The organism is Thalassotalea ganghwensis (assembly GCF_053485795.1).
This window is the reverse complement of record NZ_JBQRUM010000006.1, coordinates 187576-204383: the sequence shown is the minus strand read 5'-3', so window position 1 is coordinate 204383 and position 16808 is coordinate 187576. Positions and strand designations below refer to the sequence as shown.

General features: G+C 39.9%; 15 protein-coding genes. 5 read left to right on the top strand and 10 right to left on the bottom strand.

Translation table 11 applies throughout. From position 1 onward, the window contains the following. The 6 genes from ACSLUH_RS08455 to ACSLUH_RS08430 form a co-directional block, all read right to left on the bottom strand. Nucleotides 1-1002, bottom strand: a complete 1002-nt coding sequence (locus ACSLUH_RS08455; RefSeq protein ID WP_448565927.1) for a TniB family NTP-binding protein — start codon at nucleotides 1000-1002, stop codon at nucleotides 1-3. After that, nucleotides 1002-2858, bottom strand: a complete 1857-nt coding sequence (locus ACSLUH_RS08450) for a TnsB C-terminal domain-containing protein (RefSeq protein WP_448565925.1) — start codon at nucleotides 2856-2858, stop codon at nucleotides 1002-1004. Before ACSLUH_RS08450 ends, ACSLUH_RS08455 begins: the two co-directional genes overlap by 1 nt. Nucleotides 2859-2861: 3 nt before the next feature. Then, complete coding sequence (locus ACSLUH_RS08445; protein WP_448565923.1) at nucleotides 2862-3455, bottom strand: TnsA endonuclease N-terminal domain-containing protein; 594 nt, start codon at nucleotides 3453-3455, stop codon at nucleotides 2862-2864. A 130-nt stretch (nucleotides 3456-3585) separates the two neighbouring features. Then, the gene (locus ACSLUH_RS08440) at nucleotides 3586-5304 is read right to left on the bottom strand and encodes a GMC family oxidoreductase (RefSeq protein WP_448565921.1); all 1719 of its coding nucleotides are present in this window, start codon (nucleotides 5302-5304) and stop codon (nucleotides 3586-3588) included. Then, the gene (locus ACSLUH_RS08435; protein ID WP_448565919.1) at nucleotides 5301-5981 is read right to left on the bottom strand and encodes a gluconate 2-dehydrogenase subunit 3 family protein; all 681 of its coding nucleotides are present in this window, start codon (nucleotides 5979-5981) and stop codon (nucleotides 5301-5303) included. Before ACSLUH_RS08435 ends, ACSLUH_RS08440 begins: the two co-directional genes overlap by 4 nt. After that, nucleotides 5981-6502, bottom strand: coding sequence for a thioredoxin family protein (locus ACSLUH_RS08430; protein WP_448565917.1), 522 nt, complete (start codon nucleotides 6500-6502; stop codon nucleotides 5981-5983). The genes ACSLUH_RS08435 and ACSLUH_RS08430 overlap by 1 nt, the downstream gene beginning before the upstream one ends. Nucleotides 6503-6644: 142 nt before the next feature. Between ACSLUH_RS08430 and rph the strand changes: the two genes are divergently transcribed. The 3 genes from rph (at nucleotide 6645) to ACSLUH_RS08415 (ending at nucleotide 10105) form a co-directional block, all read left to right on the top strand. Further along, nucleotides 6645-7358, top strand: coding sequence for a ribonuclease PH (gene rph / locus ACSLUH_RS08425; RefSeq protein ID WP_448565915.1), 714 nt, complete (start codon nucleotides 6645-6647; stop codon nucleotides 7356-7358). Between the two features lie 8 nt (nucleotides 7359-7366). Further along, on the top strand, nucleotides 7367-8008 hold the full coding sequence (gene pyrE / locus ACSLUH_RS08420) for an orotate phosphoribosyltransferase (protein ID WP_448565913.1): 642 nt from the start codon (nucleotides 7367-7369) through the stop codon (nucleotides 8006-8008). Nucleotides 8009-8278: 270 nt separating this feature from the next. Further along, entirely contained in the window at nucleotides 8279-10105 is a 1827-nt protein-coding gene (locus ACSLUH_RS08415) for an ATP-binding protein (protein ID WP_448565911.1), read from the top strand. Here ACSLUH_RS08415 and ACSLUH_RS08410 read toward each other — a convergent pair. From ACSLUH_RS08410 to bioH, 3 genes are all read right to left on the bottom strand, one after another. Next, nucleotides 10102-11085 (bottom strand): putative metalloprotease CJM1_0395 family protein, encoded by a 984-nt coding sequence (locus ACSLUH_RS08410; RefSeq protein WP_448565909.1) that lies wholly within the window; start codon nucleotides 11083-11085, stop codon nucleotides 10102-10104. The two genes, ACSLUH_RS08415 and ACSLUH_RS08410, sit on opposite strands and share 4 nt — an antisense overlap. Nucleotides 11086-11095: 10 nt before the next feature. Further along, a complete protein-coding gene (locus ACSLUH_RS08405) occupies nucleotides 11096-11392 on the bottom strand; it encodes a hypothetical protein (RefSeq protein ID WP_448565908.1) in 297 nt (98 codons plus the stop codon). A gap of 151 nt (nucleotides 11393-11543) precedes the next feature. Continuing rightward, nucleotides 11544-12344, bottom strand: a complete 801-nt coding sequence (gene bioH / locus ACSLUH_RS08400; protein WP_448565906.1) for a pimeloyl-ACP methyl ester esterase BioH — start codon at nucleotides 12342-12344, stop codon at nucleotides 11544-11546. A gap of 53 nt (nucleotides 12345-12397) precedes the next feature. Between bioH and ACSLUH_RS08395 the strand changes: the two genes are divergently transcribed. Further along, on the top strand, nucleotides 12398-13195 hold the full coding sequence (locus ACSLUH_RS08395) for a ComF family protein (protein WP_448565904.1): 798 nt from the start codon (nucleotides 12398-12400) through the stop codon (nucleotides 13193-13195). 301 nt (nucleotides 13196-13496) lie between these two features. On the opposite strand, the gene ACSLUH_RS08390 is transcribed toward ACSLUH_RS08395, so the two are convergent. After that, nucleotides 13497-16037: a M14 family zinc carboxypeptidase gene (locus ACSLUH_RS08390; protein ID WP_448565902.1), complete on the bottom strand. Its 2541-nt coding sequence runs from the start codon at nucleotides 16035-16037 to the stop codon at nucleotides 13497-13499. Nucleotides 16038-16190: 153 nt separating this feature from the next. Between ACSLUH_RS08390 and nfuA the strand changes: the two genes are divergently transcribed. Then, complete coding sequence (gene nfuA, locus ACSLUH_RS08385) at nucleotides 16191-16769, top strand: Fe-S biogenesis protein NfuA (protein WP_448565900.1); 579 nt, start codon at nucleotides 16191-16193, stop codon at nucleotides 16767-16769. Nucleotides 16770-16808: the final 39 nt, after the last annotated feature.

Here is a 16808-nt window from a genome sequence, read left to right as displayed (position 1 = left end):
CTACATATCTTTAAAACGTATGGGTTCTGAAAATTTTCGTGGCACCAGCATATCATTCGCACACATCGCACGCGGATTATACTTGGAGCTTTCAATCATTTCTGATATTTCAATGTCAAAGATATCTTGCACAAATGGGTTCTTTTGGGTTTTTCCAAAAATGTTATTATGTGCTTGAGTAAAGCATCCTCCTCCTAATGTTTTTTTATTATTAAAAAATGAAACTTTTATAGCCTCTGAGAGCAGTGTTTTTAACGCTCTATTTTCTCCTCTTGACGCAGAGAATAATGCGACAGCTGTGTGAGCATCATGTAGGCTTGGAGGTGAATCAAATGGCATATGTTGTGCGAGACTCATTAAATACCTTAAATAATAATCCCTTTCTTTAGCTAAACTAAAATACTCTAAGTCTCGTCGTATGATTAACCGAGATGACCATTGTGGCTCATCTGCTATTTGCTCAGCCCAAGGCATGCCAACAAGCACAATTGAAATTCTAGCTTCTTCGCTAATATACTTTAATGAGTTAGCGATTGTCTGCCTTTCCTGCACTGTTTTAAACTCAATTAACTCCTGAAACTCATTAATAATGAGTAACTCGACATTTGCCCTTTTCAAGACTTTTACAACTTGCTTGGCAAGATCTGAGTCACCAGTATTATATTGACGATAATTACTACCAAACTGGTCAAGATCTGACAATATTTGCATTAATGTATTCGCCAAGCCTCGTGTGCTAGAAATGCGCGATATCAATACAGGTACACGCTCAGGAGACTTCCCCTCTGAAGAAAACGTTTTGTTTTTATAATGATTAATTAAATGACTTTTTCCGACACCGGTATCACCAGTTAGTAACATACATTTAGGATCTGATTGAAACAATCTCGCTTCTCTGAGACTATCAAAGTCATTGTAAATTTGTTTAATTTGCGGGTGCTCTATAAAACAATTGTTAAACGTTTTAAGCTTTTCAATTTCTTCTGTCGATAAACTTCTCATCAAAAAGCTTCCAAATCATCTGCCCATGTATCTAAAGAGTTAGCTAGTGACTCAGGGGCTTCGCTTATATTTTTCCCTTTTATCTTTTCACCCTGAACTTTAATTGTTCCAGTACCAGTATTACTGACATTGGCAAGCTTTGCTTGTTTTGACGTAGCTTTAATTTTTCGCTTAGTTGTACTATCTAAAAACGCTTGTTGTTCACTTTGAATAGCTTGATGCATAGCCATCCTTGCTTTGGCTAACCCTACTGAGTCAACGCTTCCTCTAACAACTTCTCGGTTGTATTTTTGTATCACTCTATGCTCATGAAGGCTTAAGTTATCAACGTAACCACTTCGGTCAGTTGAGGGGACCTCTATATACCCATCAATTTCCTCTAAAAAAACAAAAATTTTAGATAAATCATCAGGGTCTATCTTAATTAATTTCTTTGGCGCATTGGGTGGTTGCGGGTAAGCTTTACGATAGTCAGAAAGAGCTGTCGAATCGTACATTAGACCTAGATATTTAATTCCATGCGTAGTAAGTGTTCTTTCGTCTTTTATTCCCATTAAAACATCTAGTCGTCGAATTTCTTCATTATCGAGCGTCATTGGTGGAAGAGAGTTTACGCTTTGTCGCCACCTCTGCGCAGGTATTCTCATATGTCTAGAATCACTATTCTGATGATAGATATCTATTACCCATCTATGGAATTGATCAACAAACGTTGAAAAGCGCATGATTGCATCTTTTTGCGGATTGTAGTCTTCTTTTTCTATAATATTTGAAAAAGTCTTACCCGGTATTTCAGATAGTAAATACTGATTAATTAAACCAAAAAACCTTTCAACAAATGGTTTTAACCATGGCCTACGTACGGGATTAAACTGAAGGTTTATACCAAGCTCTTGGCAAGTATGTTCTAACGATTTTGACCAAAACTCACGACCGTTATCGGCAATTAAGTTTTCTATTTTTCCTTGGCATGGCCAGTCGTTATTTAGTTCGATCCCTAATTGACTAAGGTACTTCTTAGGTTTAATTGCGTGAGCAATAGCTTTACTTACAGACACATATGATGGCTCATTGTAGCTCAAATGAAAGCCTATTACGCAGCCGCTAAAAACATCAACCAACAAAGTTAAATATGGCCTACCAAGTGGGACATTTAATTCGTCATCAAGTAAAATTAGATCTAATGGCGTATGATCAATTTCCACACGTTCTAAAACTCGTGTTGGAGGTATATGAGAAGATTTATAACTAAACCATCTATCGGCAATAAATTTGCCGTGTCTAGCAAGAGCTACTGGATACGGTGGTAGCTTGCGTATTCGTTTTAGAAAGCCGTCGTAGCTTAGAATGGGTATATTGCCCGAAACAATTTTCTCATTTTCTATTATTATACTGTCTCGATAATATTCATAAGCTCTTGCAACAGAAGGCCTTTTGGCATCTAAAAATCTGGCTAAAGCTTTGTCAAAGAATGTATCATCACCTTTAACCTTTAACTCTCTGTTACCCATTTTATGATTTTGAGTTACTAATGACGTTATATCCCCACCAGATTCATTGTATTTTTTTCGCCATCGAATAACCGACCGAGCACTTGGTCTGTCACTCTTATTATCTTTAAACAATTCATCAAGTAGCGGATCTAACTGGCTTTTACTCCAACCACCGGTCAATTTTTTAGCCACATACGCTAAAATATTCATTTTTTTAAGTGCAGATTTTTGGTGTTCTTCAGGAAAGGTCGATAGGTCTCTTTTAATAACCTTAGAGTCTTTTAGTTTTTGGTACTCTAAAGATACCTCAACCTTTGCAACAGAATTAGCTATATCAAATTCATCATTAAAATCCATAGACATACACTAACACCAAACCATAGGGTTAGACTCTAAGCATTCATTTTTGATGTCAGCTTTTACAATGCCCTTTGCAAGTAGTAGGTAAATTGAAGCCTTTATTTCACCTGTTGTTAGTGAAAAGTTTGTATCGATGTCACTTATAGCTATTTTTCCTGATTTTTGAATAAACTCTAATATGCTTGATTGGATATCAGTGATGCGAGTACTACCTGAGTAACGGTGCAAAAGCTTAAGGTTATGTAGAATAGGGTTTACTCTAATTTGCTGTTCAGTTACTAAAATTAGTTCGTAGCCAAGCGTCGCCGCATTTGCCTTTTTTGCGTTAAATTCATGCTGAAATTCTAAATCCTGGGTTTTTGAGTAAGGTTTGTATTCAATTAATTTACACTTTCCCGACTTGTATCGAACTAAAGCATCCGGTGTATATGGATTCCATTTATTGTTGACTTGATAATGGAAGCCCATTGGTTGAGACTCGAAATACTCAACATTATCGTTATATTCATGATGAAAGCATGCGTCAAACTCTATTGAGCTTTCACACATAATTACTGAGCCAACCTTCGAGCTAGCAAACTTATAAACATTTTTATTCACCGAAGGTTTTCTTATATTTCTTATGTACATAACATTATTCAATAGCATATTACATCTTCAATTTAGTGACATGGTATGCTATTTTTGTGTCACTGTCAGTATTATTGTGACACTGTTTGCTATTATTGTGTCAAGCTATGGTCTTAGCGACAAATTGCCAGCGCTGCTTAATATGCTCTGCAACTCGAAAAGCATTGGCATAAATCGTAAAGGTATAAGGCACGCTGCCACCGGTTGGCATAAACGAGCCATCAGTCACATAGAGGTTGTCTACTTCATGCGCCTGACAATATTTGTTTAATACCGAGGTTTCTGGGTTATCACCAAAACGACAGCCACCAGCCATAAGGTTAGTTGGCGGGTAACTACTTACTGAACTGCTCACATTTTTTGCGCCCATTTGCTTTAACAGCTGCTCTCCTTTTTCCGCGAGATATTCGCCTACCGCTAAATCATGCTCATGAGCACCAATACGCACTTTCGCTACTGGATCGCCCCATTTATCCGTGACTTCATCATCTAAGGTGACATAGCAATCATCTGTTGGCAGCCAGTCGTTAAATACTTCAAAGCGTAAGGTTTTATAACTGGTGAACTCTTTATGCAGTGCATCTTGCAGTGCTTCTCCCCACACCAACTGGTCATTTTCATCGTATTCGCTACCAAAAGCTCTAGCGATAGGGTTTTGATGAAATAGAAAATCAATGGTGCCACCTTTGGCTTTACCATTGCTGTTAGCGCCAGAAAACGCTTTATCGTTAATTTGATACCAGTCTTGCAATGCGCGATTAATAAACGGACCGACTTGCTTAAGTTCAGCTTGTTGACGCTCAGTTAGCTCATCAAAGAAAAAATCTCCTTGCCCAGTTCCGCCGGCGCTAAAGATTAAATTTTTACCCACTTGGCCATGATTATTAGCAAGGCCTTGAGGAAAGCTTTTACTTTTAGACGATAATAATAACCGAGAAGTTTCTACCGCTTGGCATGCAACCACATAAATTTCAGCCGACACCTGCTGTTTACGGCCTTGACCGTCATAATAATGCACCGCCGTCACTTTGCCACTCTCATCACTGGCTAAGTGGTACACTTTCGCATTCGCTTTTATGGTTAAATTACCCGTTGCTACCGCATGGTCTAATAACGCAGCTCTGCCACTACCTTTGGCACCAGATGAACAACCATAGCTCGAACAATAACCGGAATACTCACAACTGCTGCGCCCCATTGCAGGTTGTGACAATACTGCTCGAGGTACTGGTAAAGTATGAAATCCTAACATTTTTGCCGCTTTATCTATCCACGTAGCTACTGCATGTTCTGCCAATGGCGGATAAGGAAAATCACTTGAACGTGGTTCTTGATTAGGGTGATCAACAACTTTACCTGACACCCCTACCTCTTGTTCAACCATGGCATAGTAGGGTTCCATGTCCTGATAACTTATTGGCCAATCGCTGATATTCGCACCTTTTATCTCACCAAATTCACTTTTTAAACGAAAATCAATTGGCTTAAGACGGTGAAAGTAGCCACTCATAAAATTTGATGAACCACCAACAACATTGCCATTCCAAAAGCTCCAACCAGAATCACTGGTCGCTTCACCATGCCAATAACTTGAACCATCATCTCTGATATATTCTTCTTCAATGACATGCTGCTCATCAGCAAGTTTGGGGTTATAGGAATCACGTAAACTAATTGCTAACTCATCTTTATAAAACTCTTTTTCTGTCAGCCATGGTCCCTTTTCTAGTACCAGCACTTTCGCGCCAGCTTTCGCGAGAGTGTAAGCGACGGGTGAGGCGCCAGCACCACTGCCAACAATACATATATCATACTTCATGACTTCAATACCTTTTGAATGATAACCCGACTGGCTTTTGCACTTTGCTCACTATTGGTCGAATTGACAACGGCGCGCTTTGGTAATTCATAATAGCGCTGACCAGCTTTAGGCAGAGGAAAGCCGGCTTGATGCTCTAACCATTTCCACCCAATACCATCAGGGTTGCCACCATAAGCAGGCGGCGCCAACATCGCTTCATATATATTACTGATCATCATACTTAGCCAGTTACTCCCTGCTGTTGAAGCACTTATTGCCCTTAGCATTTGTTCCTTTTGCGTTTTATTTAACGCGATAAAGTTTTGCTTCAGTTGGCTTTGGGTATAGTCATTTAACCAACCAACCCCTTTATAAATAAAATCTATTTCACCTTGAGAAGTAGGTTGCTGGTGAACCAAGTTATACAAATAATCGGTGGCATGAATTTGTTGAGCACTGACACCTTTATCTGATGCTGGCAACAAGTGCGCTAATACTGCATCTAGCGTGAGCCATGGCTCTTTTTTAAGTGCGCTAACTCTCTTTGAATTTGCGGATTCACTTAACGCGTAGTGAGGCATCATCGCCAATGCGCTGGCACCAGCAGCAGATTTTAACATTCTGCGACGAGAAAGCTTTTCACGTAGCCAAGCTGGTGTTTGATAGTTACTGTCGAAGAAACCGAAATTAGCCATTACTCACTCACTTTTTGAAGATTCATATCATTATTTGCTTGTCGCCATTGCTCGATAAATTCCTGCCAATGTTCACGAGAATAATTATCTCCATCAAGCAACTCTGCTGTATCTTTTGATAAAATCATTTTTCCCGTTTCAGTTGAAACATACATGTGCGGATACCCCAGCACGGGTGGCAGGGATTTCATAAATGCTTCATTTTCATTGCTATCACTTACATTGATTTTTAGCAACACGAAGCGATTATGCAGCGTATTATATATATCTGGATTTTTTTCTAAGAAGTCATCCATCTTATGACACCAAACACACCAATTGCCACCGACTTCGATTAGAATATTGCGCTTAGTTTGCTGTGCGAGTTTAATCGCAGCAACAGCATCCTTAAAAGGGTCTCTTTGGTCATCATACACTTTACTGTACATGGGTAATTGAAAGTCTAAGCTTTGATCGGCGCTCACCGAGGAAGTAAAAGCAACCAGTAAACTGATTTGAAAAATACGTTTTAAAAACTTCATTGTTGTTCTCATTTTTACCGATGCATTAATTGACCTTAGATATCACCACTATATTTCAAATTAGTTTTGCTGTCATTGTGTCAAATTTACTGCCAAGCGATTATAATACGCAGCAAATTATCGTTTAAAAGGGTCAAATCTAATGCGTCCAAGTGGCAGAACATCAGGTCAAATACGTCCAGTTACCATCACTCGTCAATTTACTGCACACGCTGAGGGTTCAGTATTAATTGAGTTTGGTGAAACCAAAGTTATTTGTACAGCGACAGTTGAAGAAGGGGTACCTCGATTCCTTAAAGGTCAAGGCAAAGGTTGGGTTACTGCTGAATATGGTATGTTGCCACGCTCTACTCATACCCGTATGCGCCGTGAAGCTGCTAGTGGCAAGCAAAGTGGTCGCACATTAGAAATCTCTCGTTTGATTGCTCGCTCGTTACGTGCGGCTGTTGATCTCGTTGCATTAGGTGAAAATACCATCACCGTTGATTGTGATGTCATCCAAGCTGATGGTGGCACGCGCACAGCTTCAATTACTGGCGCTTGCGTTGCTTTAGTTGACGCACTCAACATGATGCGTGCCAAAGAAATCATTAAAACTAATCCATTAAAGCATATGATTGCAGCTGTTTCAGTCGGTATCTATCAAGGTGAAGCCATCGCTGATTTAGAGTATGTTGAAGATGCAGCGGCAGAAACCGATATGAATGTTGTGATGACCGAAACCGGTAAATTGATAGAAGTACAAGGAACGGCAGAAGAAGAGCCTTTTAGCTTTGAAGAAATGCAAGCGATGATGACCTTAGCGAAAAACGGTATCAATGAATTATTTGATGCTCAAAACTCGGCTTTAAGTTAGGAAGTGAAATGAAAGCTTATCAAAAAGAATTTATCGAATTTGCGCTAGAAAAAAACGTTTTACGTTTTGGTGAGTTTACCCTTAAATCTGGCCGTAAAAGCCCATATTTTTTCAATGCTGGCTTATTTAACACTGGACGAGACTTAGCGCGTTTAGGTCGTTTTTACGCCTATGCATTAGTTGATGCAGGTATTGATTTTGACTTATTGTTCGGCCCCGCCTACAAAGGTATTCCAATCGCTACAACAACAGCGGTAGCGCTTGCAGATCATCATAACCTTGACATCCCTTACTGTTTTAATCGCAAAGAGGCGAAAACCCATGGTGAAGGTGGCAACTTAGTCGGTTCGCCACTACAGGGCAAAGTAATGCTGGTTGATGATGTGATCACAGCAGGAACTGCCATTCGTGAATCTATGGAAATCATTCAAGCAAATAATGCTGATTTGAGTGGGGTTTTAATCGCTCTCGATCGCCAAGAAAAAGGCAAAGGTGAGTTATCGGCGATTCAAGAAGTTGAACGTGATTTTGGCACAAAAGTGATTTCAATTGTCACCTTAGCTGACTTAATTAGCTACTTAGAAGGCCAACCCGATATGGCGGATAGTTTAGCAAGCATTAAACAATACCGTGAAGATTTCGGTATTTAATCGCAAAAACTAAGCCCGTGAAAAAGGAGCCTTTGGCTCCTTTTTCAATTGCATTTAATCTTTAGTTAATATTGATTTTTTGCACTATTTAAGTTTGTTGCATAAGCTTAGGTATTATAATAGAAATTACCTTTGCTTATCGTGCGATACTGTTGTTATTCATTGTTAACTGCCTTTAGTTACATATACTTAGCTTGTCTGAGCTTATCCATCAATGCGCAAAGCACGCATTCTTTTTCAAATAGTGCAACGCCATCAAAAGAAATCGCAATGTTGTACTTTGAACAGGCAGAGCAGGCAATAAATCAAGGAGATATTGAACAGGCCTTTCAAGCGCTGATTGAAGCTAAGGAACTACTCGATAAACACAATCAACTCGCTCAAACGTTTCATTATTATTATTTATCAGGCCAAGCATTTAGTGAACTTTCATTGTTAAACCAAGCAATGGGGAGTTATCTTTCCGCCTATGAAATTGCATTAAATAGTGATCTTGATGCACAAATTAATGCCGTGCTATTAGCAATGGCAAGCACCTTCACTGCGCTAAAACGCTTTCAAGAAGCGGGTTATTACTTAGATATTCTCTTAGAACGTGCTAAAGCTAAAGATTCATCGTCATTAAAACACCAAGTTGCTAATCAATTAGCACGACTTAGTTTGGCACAAAACCAAAATAATCAAGCTATCAAACAGGCGCAACAAGCGCTTTCATTAATCAATGACAAAGGCATAGAATCGGCAACCAGTTTTTATATTTTAGGCTTAGCCTACCTTGCTAATGAAAATTTTGAACAAGCAGAGAATCACCTTAAAAATGCCCTCGCGCTCCATAACAAATTTCAAGTGAAAAGTGGCGTACTAAAAGATCAGCTGGCTCTCGCTAAAATAAACATGGCTAAGGAACGTTTCAACCAAGCAGAAAGTAGCTTGGAGGAAATCATCGGGCTAGCCAAACAAGAAAATTTCATTAACTTATTAACCGATGCCTTACTACTAAAAAAAGACCTATTTACCCAGCTTAATCAACATGAAAAAGCATTACTTGCATTAGAAGAATACACCTCAACGAAACTAAAGATAGAAGCAAGAAGGGCAAAAGCTGGCTTAAGTCATTACATTGCTCAGGCAGAACTTGCCAGCAAAGAGGTTGATATTGCCAATCTAACCAAAGAAAAGGCACTTGCCGAGCAAAAAAATAAAGCCACTACTCGACAGGCTCAACTTGTCATAGGTGCTAGTACCATTATTGTCTTACTCTCCATCATGTTTATTTCAGTTAACAAACGGAAAAATCAAAAGCTGGTCAGTACATTAACTGAGTTAAATAAAACTCAAAAAGCACTGATCAGCGCAGATAATATGTCAGCAATGACAACACTAGTTTCCGGAATGTCTCATCAGCTCAACACCCCTTTAGGAGTAATTATCACAGCAAATTCGATACTGAAAGAAAAGTTAGTTGAAATTGAAAGCAAATTAAACACTAGGACTTTACAGTTAAAAGATTTTATTAGTTTTATTGAAGACGCCCAGGAAACCATCGCCTTAACGGAAAAAAACAGCGAAAAAGCATCTCTATTAATTAAGCAATTCAAAATGATCTCTTCTCATCTAGAAGAAACGGAACAAATACAAGTTGAGTTACAACAATTTCTACATTCTAAAATGAAGTTATTACAAAGCACGCAAAAAGATAAATTCATATTCACCGTCATCGGTGAAGCAGTAGAGATAACCAGTTATCCAGACGTACTTTTTAAAGTAATTGAGCAGCTTGTAGAGAATAGCTCCATGCATGGGAACAAAGCCGATTCGCCGATAAACATAAGCATCACTACCAAAGTGAGTAACGATATGGTTGAACTGACCTATCAAGACGACGGAATAGGGATTGCTAACGAAAAAATAGATAAGGTGTTTAATCCTTTTTTTACCACGAATACCATGCAGAAAAGTTTAGGATTAGGTATGAGCATCGTTCATCAGTCAATCAATAATTTATTGCAGGGGTCAATATATTGTCAACCTTGTGACCAAGGCGCCAAGTTCACTATTAAACTCCCTAAGACTCTTGCAAAAGTTGAGGCCGACTAGGCTATTAGTTCAAAGCGTGAGCTAGCAGGTTTTTCGTAGGCTAAATTGATGTTGGAATAAAACTGTTCTATGCGTTGCGCACGCTGCTCAATATCCGTGCGGCGTTTGCCGATATCGTCTTGCGCTTGTAGGGTATCGTTAACGAGTCGATCAAAAGATTCTGACTCGTTAATAGACTGCGAACGTTCTTGCTCTGCGAATGCATCGCTGCGACTGATCACTCGGTTTAATTCACGCTCTTTGCTGGGATCTTCTAATTTTTCAGCAAGCAATTCAGATTGAGCTTGTGCGATCAGCTGTGCAGCTGACCTTGCGACTCGAGTATCTTGAACTGATGGGTTTGCCGGTGCAAGTGCTGCTGAATATACCTTTTGCATTTTAGCGATAGTAGCAGCGGGGTTACCGGCCACTGGTGATAAATCGACAGACACTTCACCCTCAACAGCGTAGCGCTTACCGTCAGGCCCAACTTTCATCGTATAAGAGGGCGCTCCGGTTGTCGGGCCACCTGCAGCAGAGTGGGCCTGTTCATGCGCTCGCACTTCACGATCGCGCTGTTTAAGTTCGGCAACTTCCTGTTGCTCAGCAAAATCTAAAGGTTCTCCACTAACCGTGGTTTCTTCTTTGGAGGCATCACTGCTACTGTTATCTTGACTATCTCGGCGACCTTGAGTCTGTTGCGCAGACTGTTCACTGTTCTGATTTTGCTCTTTTTGCTCGCCCTCTTTAGGATCACCAGAAATCGTCTCCGCCGCTTTTTCGGCTTGTTCTTGCAGCTTGGCAAAATCTATCGCTTCATTTTGTTGTGCGGGCGTTCTCGCCCCTCGATCAGAAGCGACACCTTTTTCTTTAGGAGACTGCCCAGTTGGAGCAGGTTGGGTAATAACTTCACGTTGAATATTTTCACGACGCAACGCATCGGTTTGCTGATTAACAACCGTAGCAATTGGGATGGCTGGATTTTGCGGCGTGATATTCATAGGACAACAACTAAACCGTTACATCAAGTAAAGTGCCTAGTGCCTCGTCTGCAGTTTCGATAACATTCGCGGAAGCCTTCGCCTGATATTCTGCTACTTTCAACGCAACGATTTCTTGGTTGATATCAGACAAATCACCCGACTGCGTGTTTTGTTCTATGTTACTAGCATTTGCTTGTTGACCTATAGCGTACTCGTCAGCATTGTAGCCTGCTGATTGAGCAAGACTAGCCGCTGCTTGATAAGCGTCTTCTTGGGCTTTCTGAAAGCCTTGTACACCACTGTTGAATGCTGATTGAATTTCCATAGGATTCTCCCAAATATCTAAGGTGAGGTAGCAAAGACCTCTCACAAAACATCGGATATTTTTTCGATTACCACAATGGTTAATTATTAACCAAATCAGCTCAAAAGTAAAGAAAACACTGATTCACTATGGCCGTTCAAAGAATCAACACCTAATTATTTTTGCCTTTTGGTACACTCTGTTTATTAACCCATTGACTGATAACATGAATAAATTCTTCTTGGCAGGAGATAAACGGTGCATGCGATGCTTTCTCAAACACATAACACTCACTATTCGGCGTTAATAAATTGATTTTATCGATTACACTTTTTGGTACTAAACCATCTAATCGACCATAGAGTCGTAAAAAAGATTGATGAATTTGGGGCAAGTTTGACCGCAGATCGACTGTTTCTAAAAGTGATAATGACTGATCTAAAGTTGCCGAGCTTGGCATAGGATATTGCATCACCAAATCACGAATACTTTTAATATCCTCACGAACGTGAGGACTGCCCATCGCTTGAATCTTTAGAAAATTATCAATCACTTTGGCGGTATCTTGTGAGAGTTGTCGGTGAAATAGCGTCAATACTTTAGGGTCAATTCCGGGCCAATGAGATTCCTGAACAAAAAAAGGCGTACTGGCAACCGTTATTAACCCTTGAACCTGCGCTGGAAATGATAATGCAATATGACTTGCCACTAAACCGCCTAAAGACCACCCTAGATAAATGGCAGGTTCTTCTACAACATCAACAATCGCTTTTGCAACATTATCAATTGAATATGAATCTAGCTGAAAATTAGCGTTATCACCATAACCAGGCAAACTAACCGTTATGACTTTCATCTCTTTACTCAGTAGTTTAGCGACGGGTTGCCAAATAGCTGAATTTAGTCCCCAACCATGAAGTAAAACTAGCGTTTTTCCTTGACCTGAGCTGGTAATATTTAAAAGGTTTGCCATGCTTAAATTCATCAATCTTAAAAAACGCACAGTCTAACCAAAGGTGGCAGAAAATGGAATTTTTCACCTCACTATTGCAATTAAATCGACCGCGCTGCCAATTCACACTTGTTTATCGTGCTCAACAACTATTTTCACATCTCAACGCTAATTATCACTTATCGACGATAATAGGCTGCTGCACGCTTTGTCTAAATAAAAGCAAAAATGGCTCACCGCTGTGTGATACCTGTGCGTCAGATATAGCAAAATTCACGTTGCCAAAACATCTCGATAATTTACTGCATTGGCCAATGTTTAATTCACTTTTTCAAACGCGACATTTCGATCAGTTACTCTGCCAATCTCCTTACGTCTGGCCGACTTCTATGTGGTTAAAACAATTTAAATATCAGGGAAGGTTCGAGTTTTCAGTGTTATTTGCCCAGCAGCTCAGTGGGCAGTGGCAGCAATATCTAGCCAAGCAGAACATAGACAGTAGCAAACATAATCATGTGGTTACCTGCGTGCCTATTCACATTAGGCGATGGCAACAACGTGGATTTAATCAAGCGCATCTCATTGCCAAAAGATTTGCTAGATACAGTCACCTTGATTACTATCCTCACATGCTCGAGCGTATTCACCATCGCGACGCACAAGTTGGCCAAACTGGCGCAGCGAGGCGTCGAAACCTGTTACACGCATTCAAAGTAAATGACAGCAATGTATTGGAAGGCAAACATATCATACTTATTGATGATGTGATCACCACTGGCGCGACTGTTAATGAAATCTCTAAACAGCTTAAACGCCTCGGAGTGGAATCTATAACAGTACTTACCGTGGCGATAGCGCTTCCTAAGAACTAAGCGAATATACTAGAGCGTGTTGATCTTTGCGGTACAAATTTTGTTCGAATTAAACGTGATTTACTCGAGGCGTAGCGAATACAGTATAGTTATTCTATACAAATGAGCTACAACAAAGCGTAAATCACGTTTAAACGAATCCGAAGGACAGTGCCCACTTGAAATTTCTACTTCGTTATTGCCTATTTATGGGGAATAACCACATTACATAGGCTCTGTCTTGTATAAATTTCAAATGAACTGCTGCAAAAATGTACATCAAAGTTCAACACGCTCTAATGCTTAAAATGTAGTAAAAGCCTTATTTAGTAGACGCACTAAAGGCTTTGGCAAAAAATAAACTATTAGCAATAATTTTGGCACTTCCATACCAATATCCGCGAAACATTAATACATCGGAGGTGGCGATAACTCGACCTTTACCAAGATTATGAGCAACAATGGCATCATTACGCGCGATACGATTAACTAAGGTTTGATCACTGTAACCACTCAGCAAAGGCTCTGGACTATATGTTGCTACGCTAACAAACGGTTGTTTATTTTTTTCCATGATCAGGGTGCTATTTCTAAACACAGGAAGCTCTGCGGTTGTCATACCATAAGTTAATGGGTGACTCAGATCTAATTTACTTTGATAAATCGCGCCAGCAATGCGTTTTCTCGCAGCAAGTTTTTCTTTGTCACCATAACTTAAGCCATCAGTACTAAAGAGCTCATTAATATCATCTTTATTGATGAAAGAGGCTTTTAATAATGACTTTGCAGCAAGCCATTCACTGGCTCTTTTTTGTGAAAACATGACACCGCCTTGCTTGACCCATGTTTCCAGTTGCTTAACCAAATCATTGTTGAGGTCTTCATACTTTCCATCGACCATAACGATATGAGAATAATCACTTAAGGTGATGCTTGATAACCTATCTTGTTCGACAACGGTAACGGGAATTGCTAACAACTGGTCAAGATAATACAGTATCTCTGCCGCTTCATATTGTGACGCATGAGCGCCTCCAAGTAACAACACCTTAATCGGCTCCAGCGGCTTAAATGAATTACTGCCAAAATCAATACCTTTGCTCGTTAAACCACTACTAACAGGGTAAACTTCAATCGAATTTTGCCTCAGCGCTTGCTGCAATGTTGCTAACCACTTTTGCTCTGTTTGTATAGCAGCAGGTATTAAAATAGTCCCCGTCGAAAACTGTTTATTGTTATTGCCAATCTTAGCCGTAAATGCTTTAGTCGCTACTTTCGCCTTAATGCCGTTATCTAATAAATAGTGAAGCATTTTTGGCGCATAGAAATCGTGCCATTCAAATACGTAAGCATATGCTTGCTCAAGTTCGACAGCTTGAGTCGTGCTAGTTTTTTGCCAAGGCTCGGAGCTTAATTCAAGCCCCCAGGTACGTTTTACTTGATGAAATTCAATATTCATCGCTAACGGTAGCGTCCAGCCTGAAACATCATAAAAGGTATTGTCTCGAAACTCCTTTTCTTGATTAAACAGTGCTTGAATCACCCTGAACTGACGCTGCTCCAACGGAATGTAAACACTGTTACTTTTAGAATAAATTTTGCCATTATGGCGAAAATCTTCTGCTAATGGGTAAACTTTTATTTGGTGTTGCTGCAATTTATCGATAAAAGCATTCAATCGAGACTGATCATAGGATTCGGTAATCAAGTAACCATCAAAACCGGCATCTTTGGCAAGTTTTTGGGTTTGTTGATAAAAGCTTTGGCGATACTTTTTTAGTTGTTGCTGGTTTTCCCAGGCACCCGTCAATGTTGATAATGAGGTGAGTACATGATTTTTTATCCCATATTCAAAGGTTAGCAACCCATTGATGGTTTGTTGCTGAAATCCGCGACTGCTTGCCTGCTCAAATAAGATACCAACACTGGCATTAATGTCTGGATAAGTTGAGCCTTTACCATAGTAAAAATCATCAAAACTCTCTTCACTGTAATACAAGCGATTATCTTGATCGAGTGCTTTGGCATGATATGTTGCTAACAGTTGAGTTAACTTAATATTTTCGTTCGGTGTATATGGATGGGTTCTCGTCGGGATCCCTGGCTGAAAAAAATAGCTGCTATTAGCTCCCATTTCGTGAAAATCACCAAGGACATGCGGCTGGTACTGATGAAAGTATCTTAATCGATTTTGACTTTCTTTTTGAGTCAGCAATAACCAGTCACGATTTAAATCAAAACCAAAATGATTGGTACGCCCTGTACGCCACCCTTGATGGTGCTCTATGTGGTTGGGATCATCATTTGGTGTCACACCTCTGTGAGTACTCACCCAATTCACAAATCTGTCCATACCATCTGGGTTGATACTTGGCTCAATAACGATCACTACGTCTTTTAGCATATTCTGTACATTGATATCCTGGCTAGCAGCTAAATGATATGCCACCGCTAACGCTGCATTACTGCCACTGATTTCATCGCCATGAACACTATAGCCCAACCATACGACCAGCGCACTAGACGAATCAACATAAGAGCGACTCAAAAGTTGCGGTAATTTGGCTAAATTCTCAGCACTAGAAATGGTCAATAATACTTGCTTGCGATATTCAACCGTTCTGCCAATCTCAGTTATCATCATACGATCAGATTGCTGCGCTAATGTTGTTAAATATTGCAGTAACTGGTCGTGTCGAATATGACGTTCTCCAATACCAAAACCTAAGATATCTTCAGGTTTTACGATATCATCGTTGTATACATGTTCCGTTGGTAAATATTGATTCACGTTAGCCGCAAATGCTTTACCCACCAACGCTATAGCCATCAAAATTGTCGATAGAAAAATGCGCATAAGCATAAATATGTCCTCAAAGCGTTGCGCTAAAAATAACAAAGTCTTTCATAAGCTACCAGTTAAATACTTGAGTCTTTAACTTTGGAAGAGTAAAATAACGATACTTGACTAATTTACTCAGGTATCAATTTTTCTTCAAGAGAGTGTATTGCCACTATGATCACAATTTCCGAATCAGCTCAAGCCCATTTCGTTAAACTATTAGCGCAACAAGCAGAAGGCACAAATATTAGAGTCTTTGTAGTTAACCCTGGTACTGCTAGTGCCGAGTGCGGTGTTTCTTATTGCCCTGCTGACGCTGTAGAGGAAGATGATTTAGAAATTCCTTTTGAGCATTTTTCAGCGTATGTAGATACCGACAGTAAGCCATTTTTAGAAGAAGCTGAGATAGATTTTGTCACTGACCAAATGGGCTCTCAACTAACCCTAAAAGCACCAAATGCCAAACTCAAGAAAGTTGCTGATGATGCTCCATTATTCGATCGCGTCGATTATTTCTTGAAAACAGAAGTAAATCCGCAGCTTGCTGGCCACGGCGGTGAGTGTACATTAATGGAAGTGACAGAAGACGGTTACGCGGTTCTGCAATTTGGCGGTGGTTGTAACGGTTGTAGTCAAATTGATGTCACGGTTAAAGATGGCATTGAAAAACAATTATTAGAGATGATGGGTGGAGAAATTAAAGGCGTTCGAGATATGACAGAACATCAACGTGGTGAGCACTCATACTACTAGAGCATCTAGACCTTTCACGGTTAAATTCATCGGTTCAAG

Coding starts and splice junctions, on each gene's coding strand:
- ACSLUH_RS08455 (WP_448565927.1), bottom strand. CDS start 1,002: ATGAGAAGTTTATCGACAGAAGAAATTGAAAAGCTTAAAACGTTTAAC.
- ACSLUH_RS08450 (WP_448565925.1), bottom strand. CDS start 2,858: ATGTCTATGGATTTTAATGATGAATTTGATATAGCTAATTCTGTTGCA.
- ACSLUH_RS08440 (WP_448565921.1), bottom strand. CDS start 5,304: ATGAAGTATGATATATGTATTGTTGGCAGTGGTGCTGGCGCCTCACCC.
- ACSLUH_RS08435 (WP_448565919.1), bottom strand. CDS start 5,981: ATGGCTAATTTCGGTTTCTTCGACAGTAACTATCAAACACCAGCTTGG.
- ACSLUH_RS08430 (WP_448565917.1), bottom strand. CDS start 6,502: ATGAAGTTTTTAAAACGTATTTTTCAAATCAGTTTACTGGTTGCTTTT.
- rph (WP_448565915.1), top strand. CDS start 6,645: ATGCGTCCAAGTGGCAGAACATCAGGTCAAATACGTCCAGTTACCATC.
- pyrE (WP_448565913.1), top strand. CDS start 7,367: ATGAAAGCTTATCAAAAAGAATTTATCGAATTTGCGCTAGAAAAAAAC.
- ACSLUH_RS08415 (WP_448565911.1), top strand. CDS start 8,279: ATGTTGTACTTTGAACAGGCAGAGCAGGCAATAAATCAAGGAGATATT.
- ACSLUH_RS08410 (WP_448565909.1), bottom strand. CDS start 11,085: ATGAATATCACGCCGCAAAATCCAGCCATCCCAATTGCTACGGTTGTT.
- ACSLUH_RS08405 (WP_448565908.1), bottom strand. CDS start 11,392: ATGGAAATTCAATCAGCATTCAACAGTGGTGTACAAGGCTTTCAGAAA.
- bioH (WP_448565906.1), bottom strand. CDS start 12,344: ATGGCAAACCTTTTAAATATTACCAGCTCAGGTCAAGGAAAAACGCTA.
- ACSLUH_RS08395 (WP_448565904.1), top strand. CDS start 12,398: ATGGAATTTTTCACCTCACTATTGCAATTAAATCGACCGCGCTGCCAA.
- ACSLUH_RS08390 (WP_448565902.1), bottom strand. CDS start 16,037: ATGCTTATGCGCATTTTTCTATCGACAATTTTGATGGCTATAGCGTTG.
- nfuA (WP_448565900.1), top strand. CDS start 16,191: ATGATCACAATTTCCGAATCAGCTCAAGCCCATTTCGTTAAACTATTA.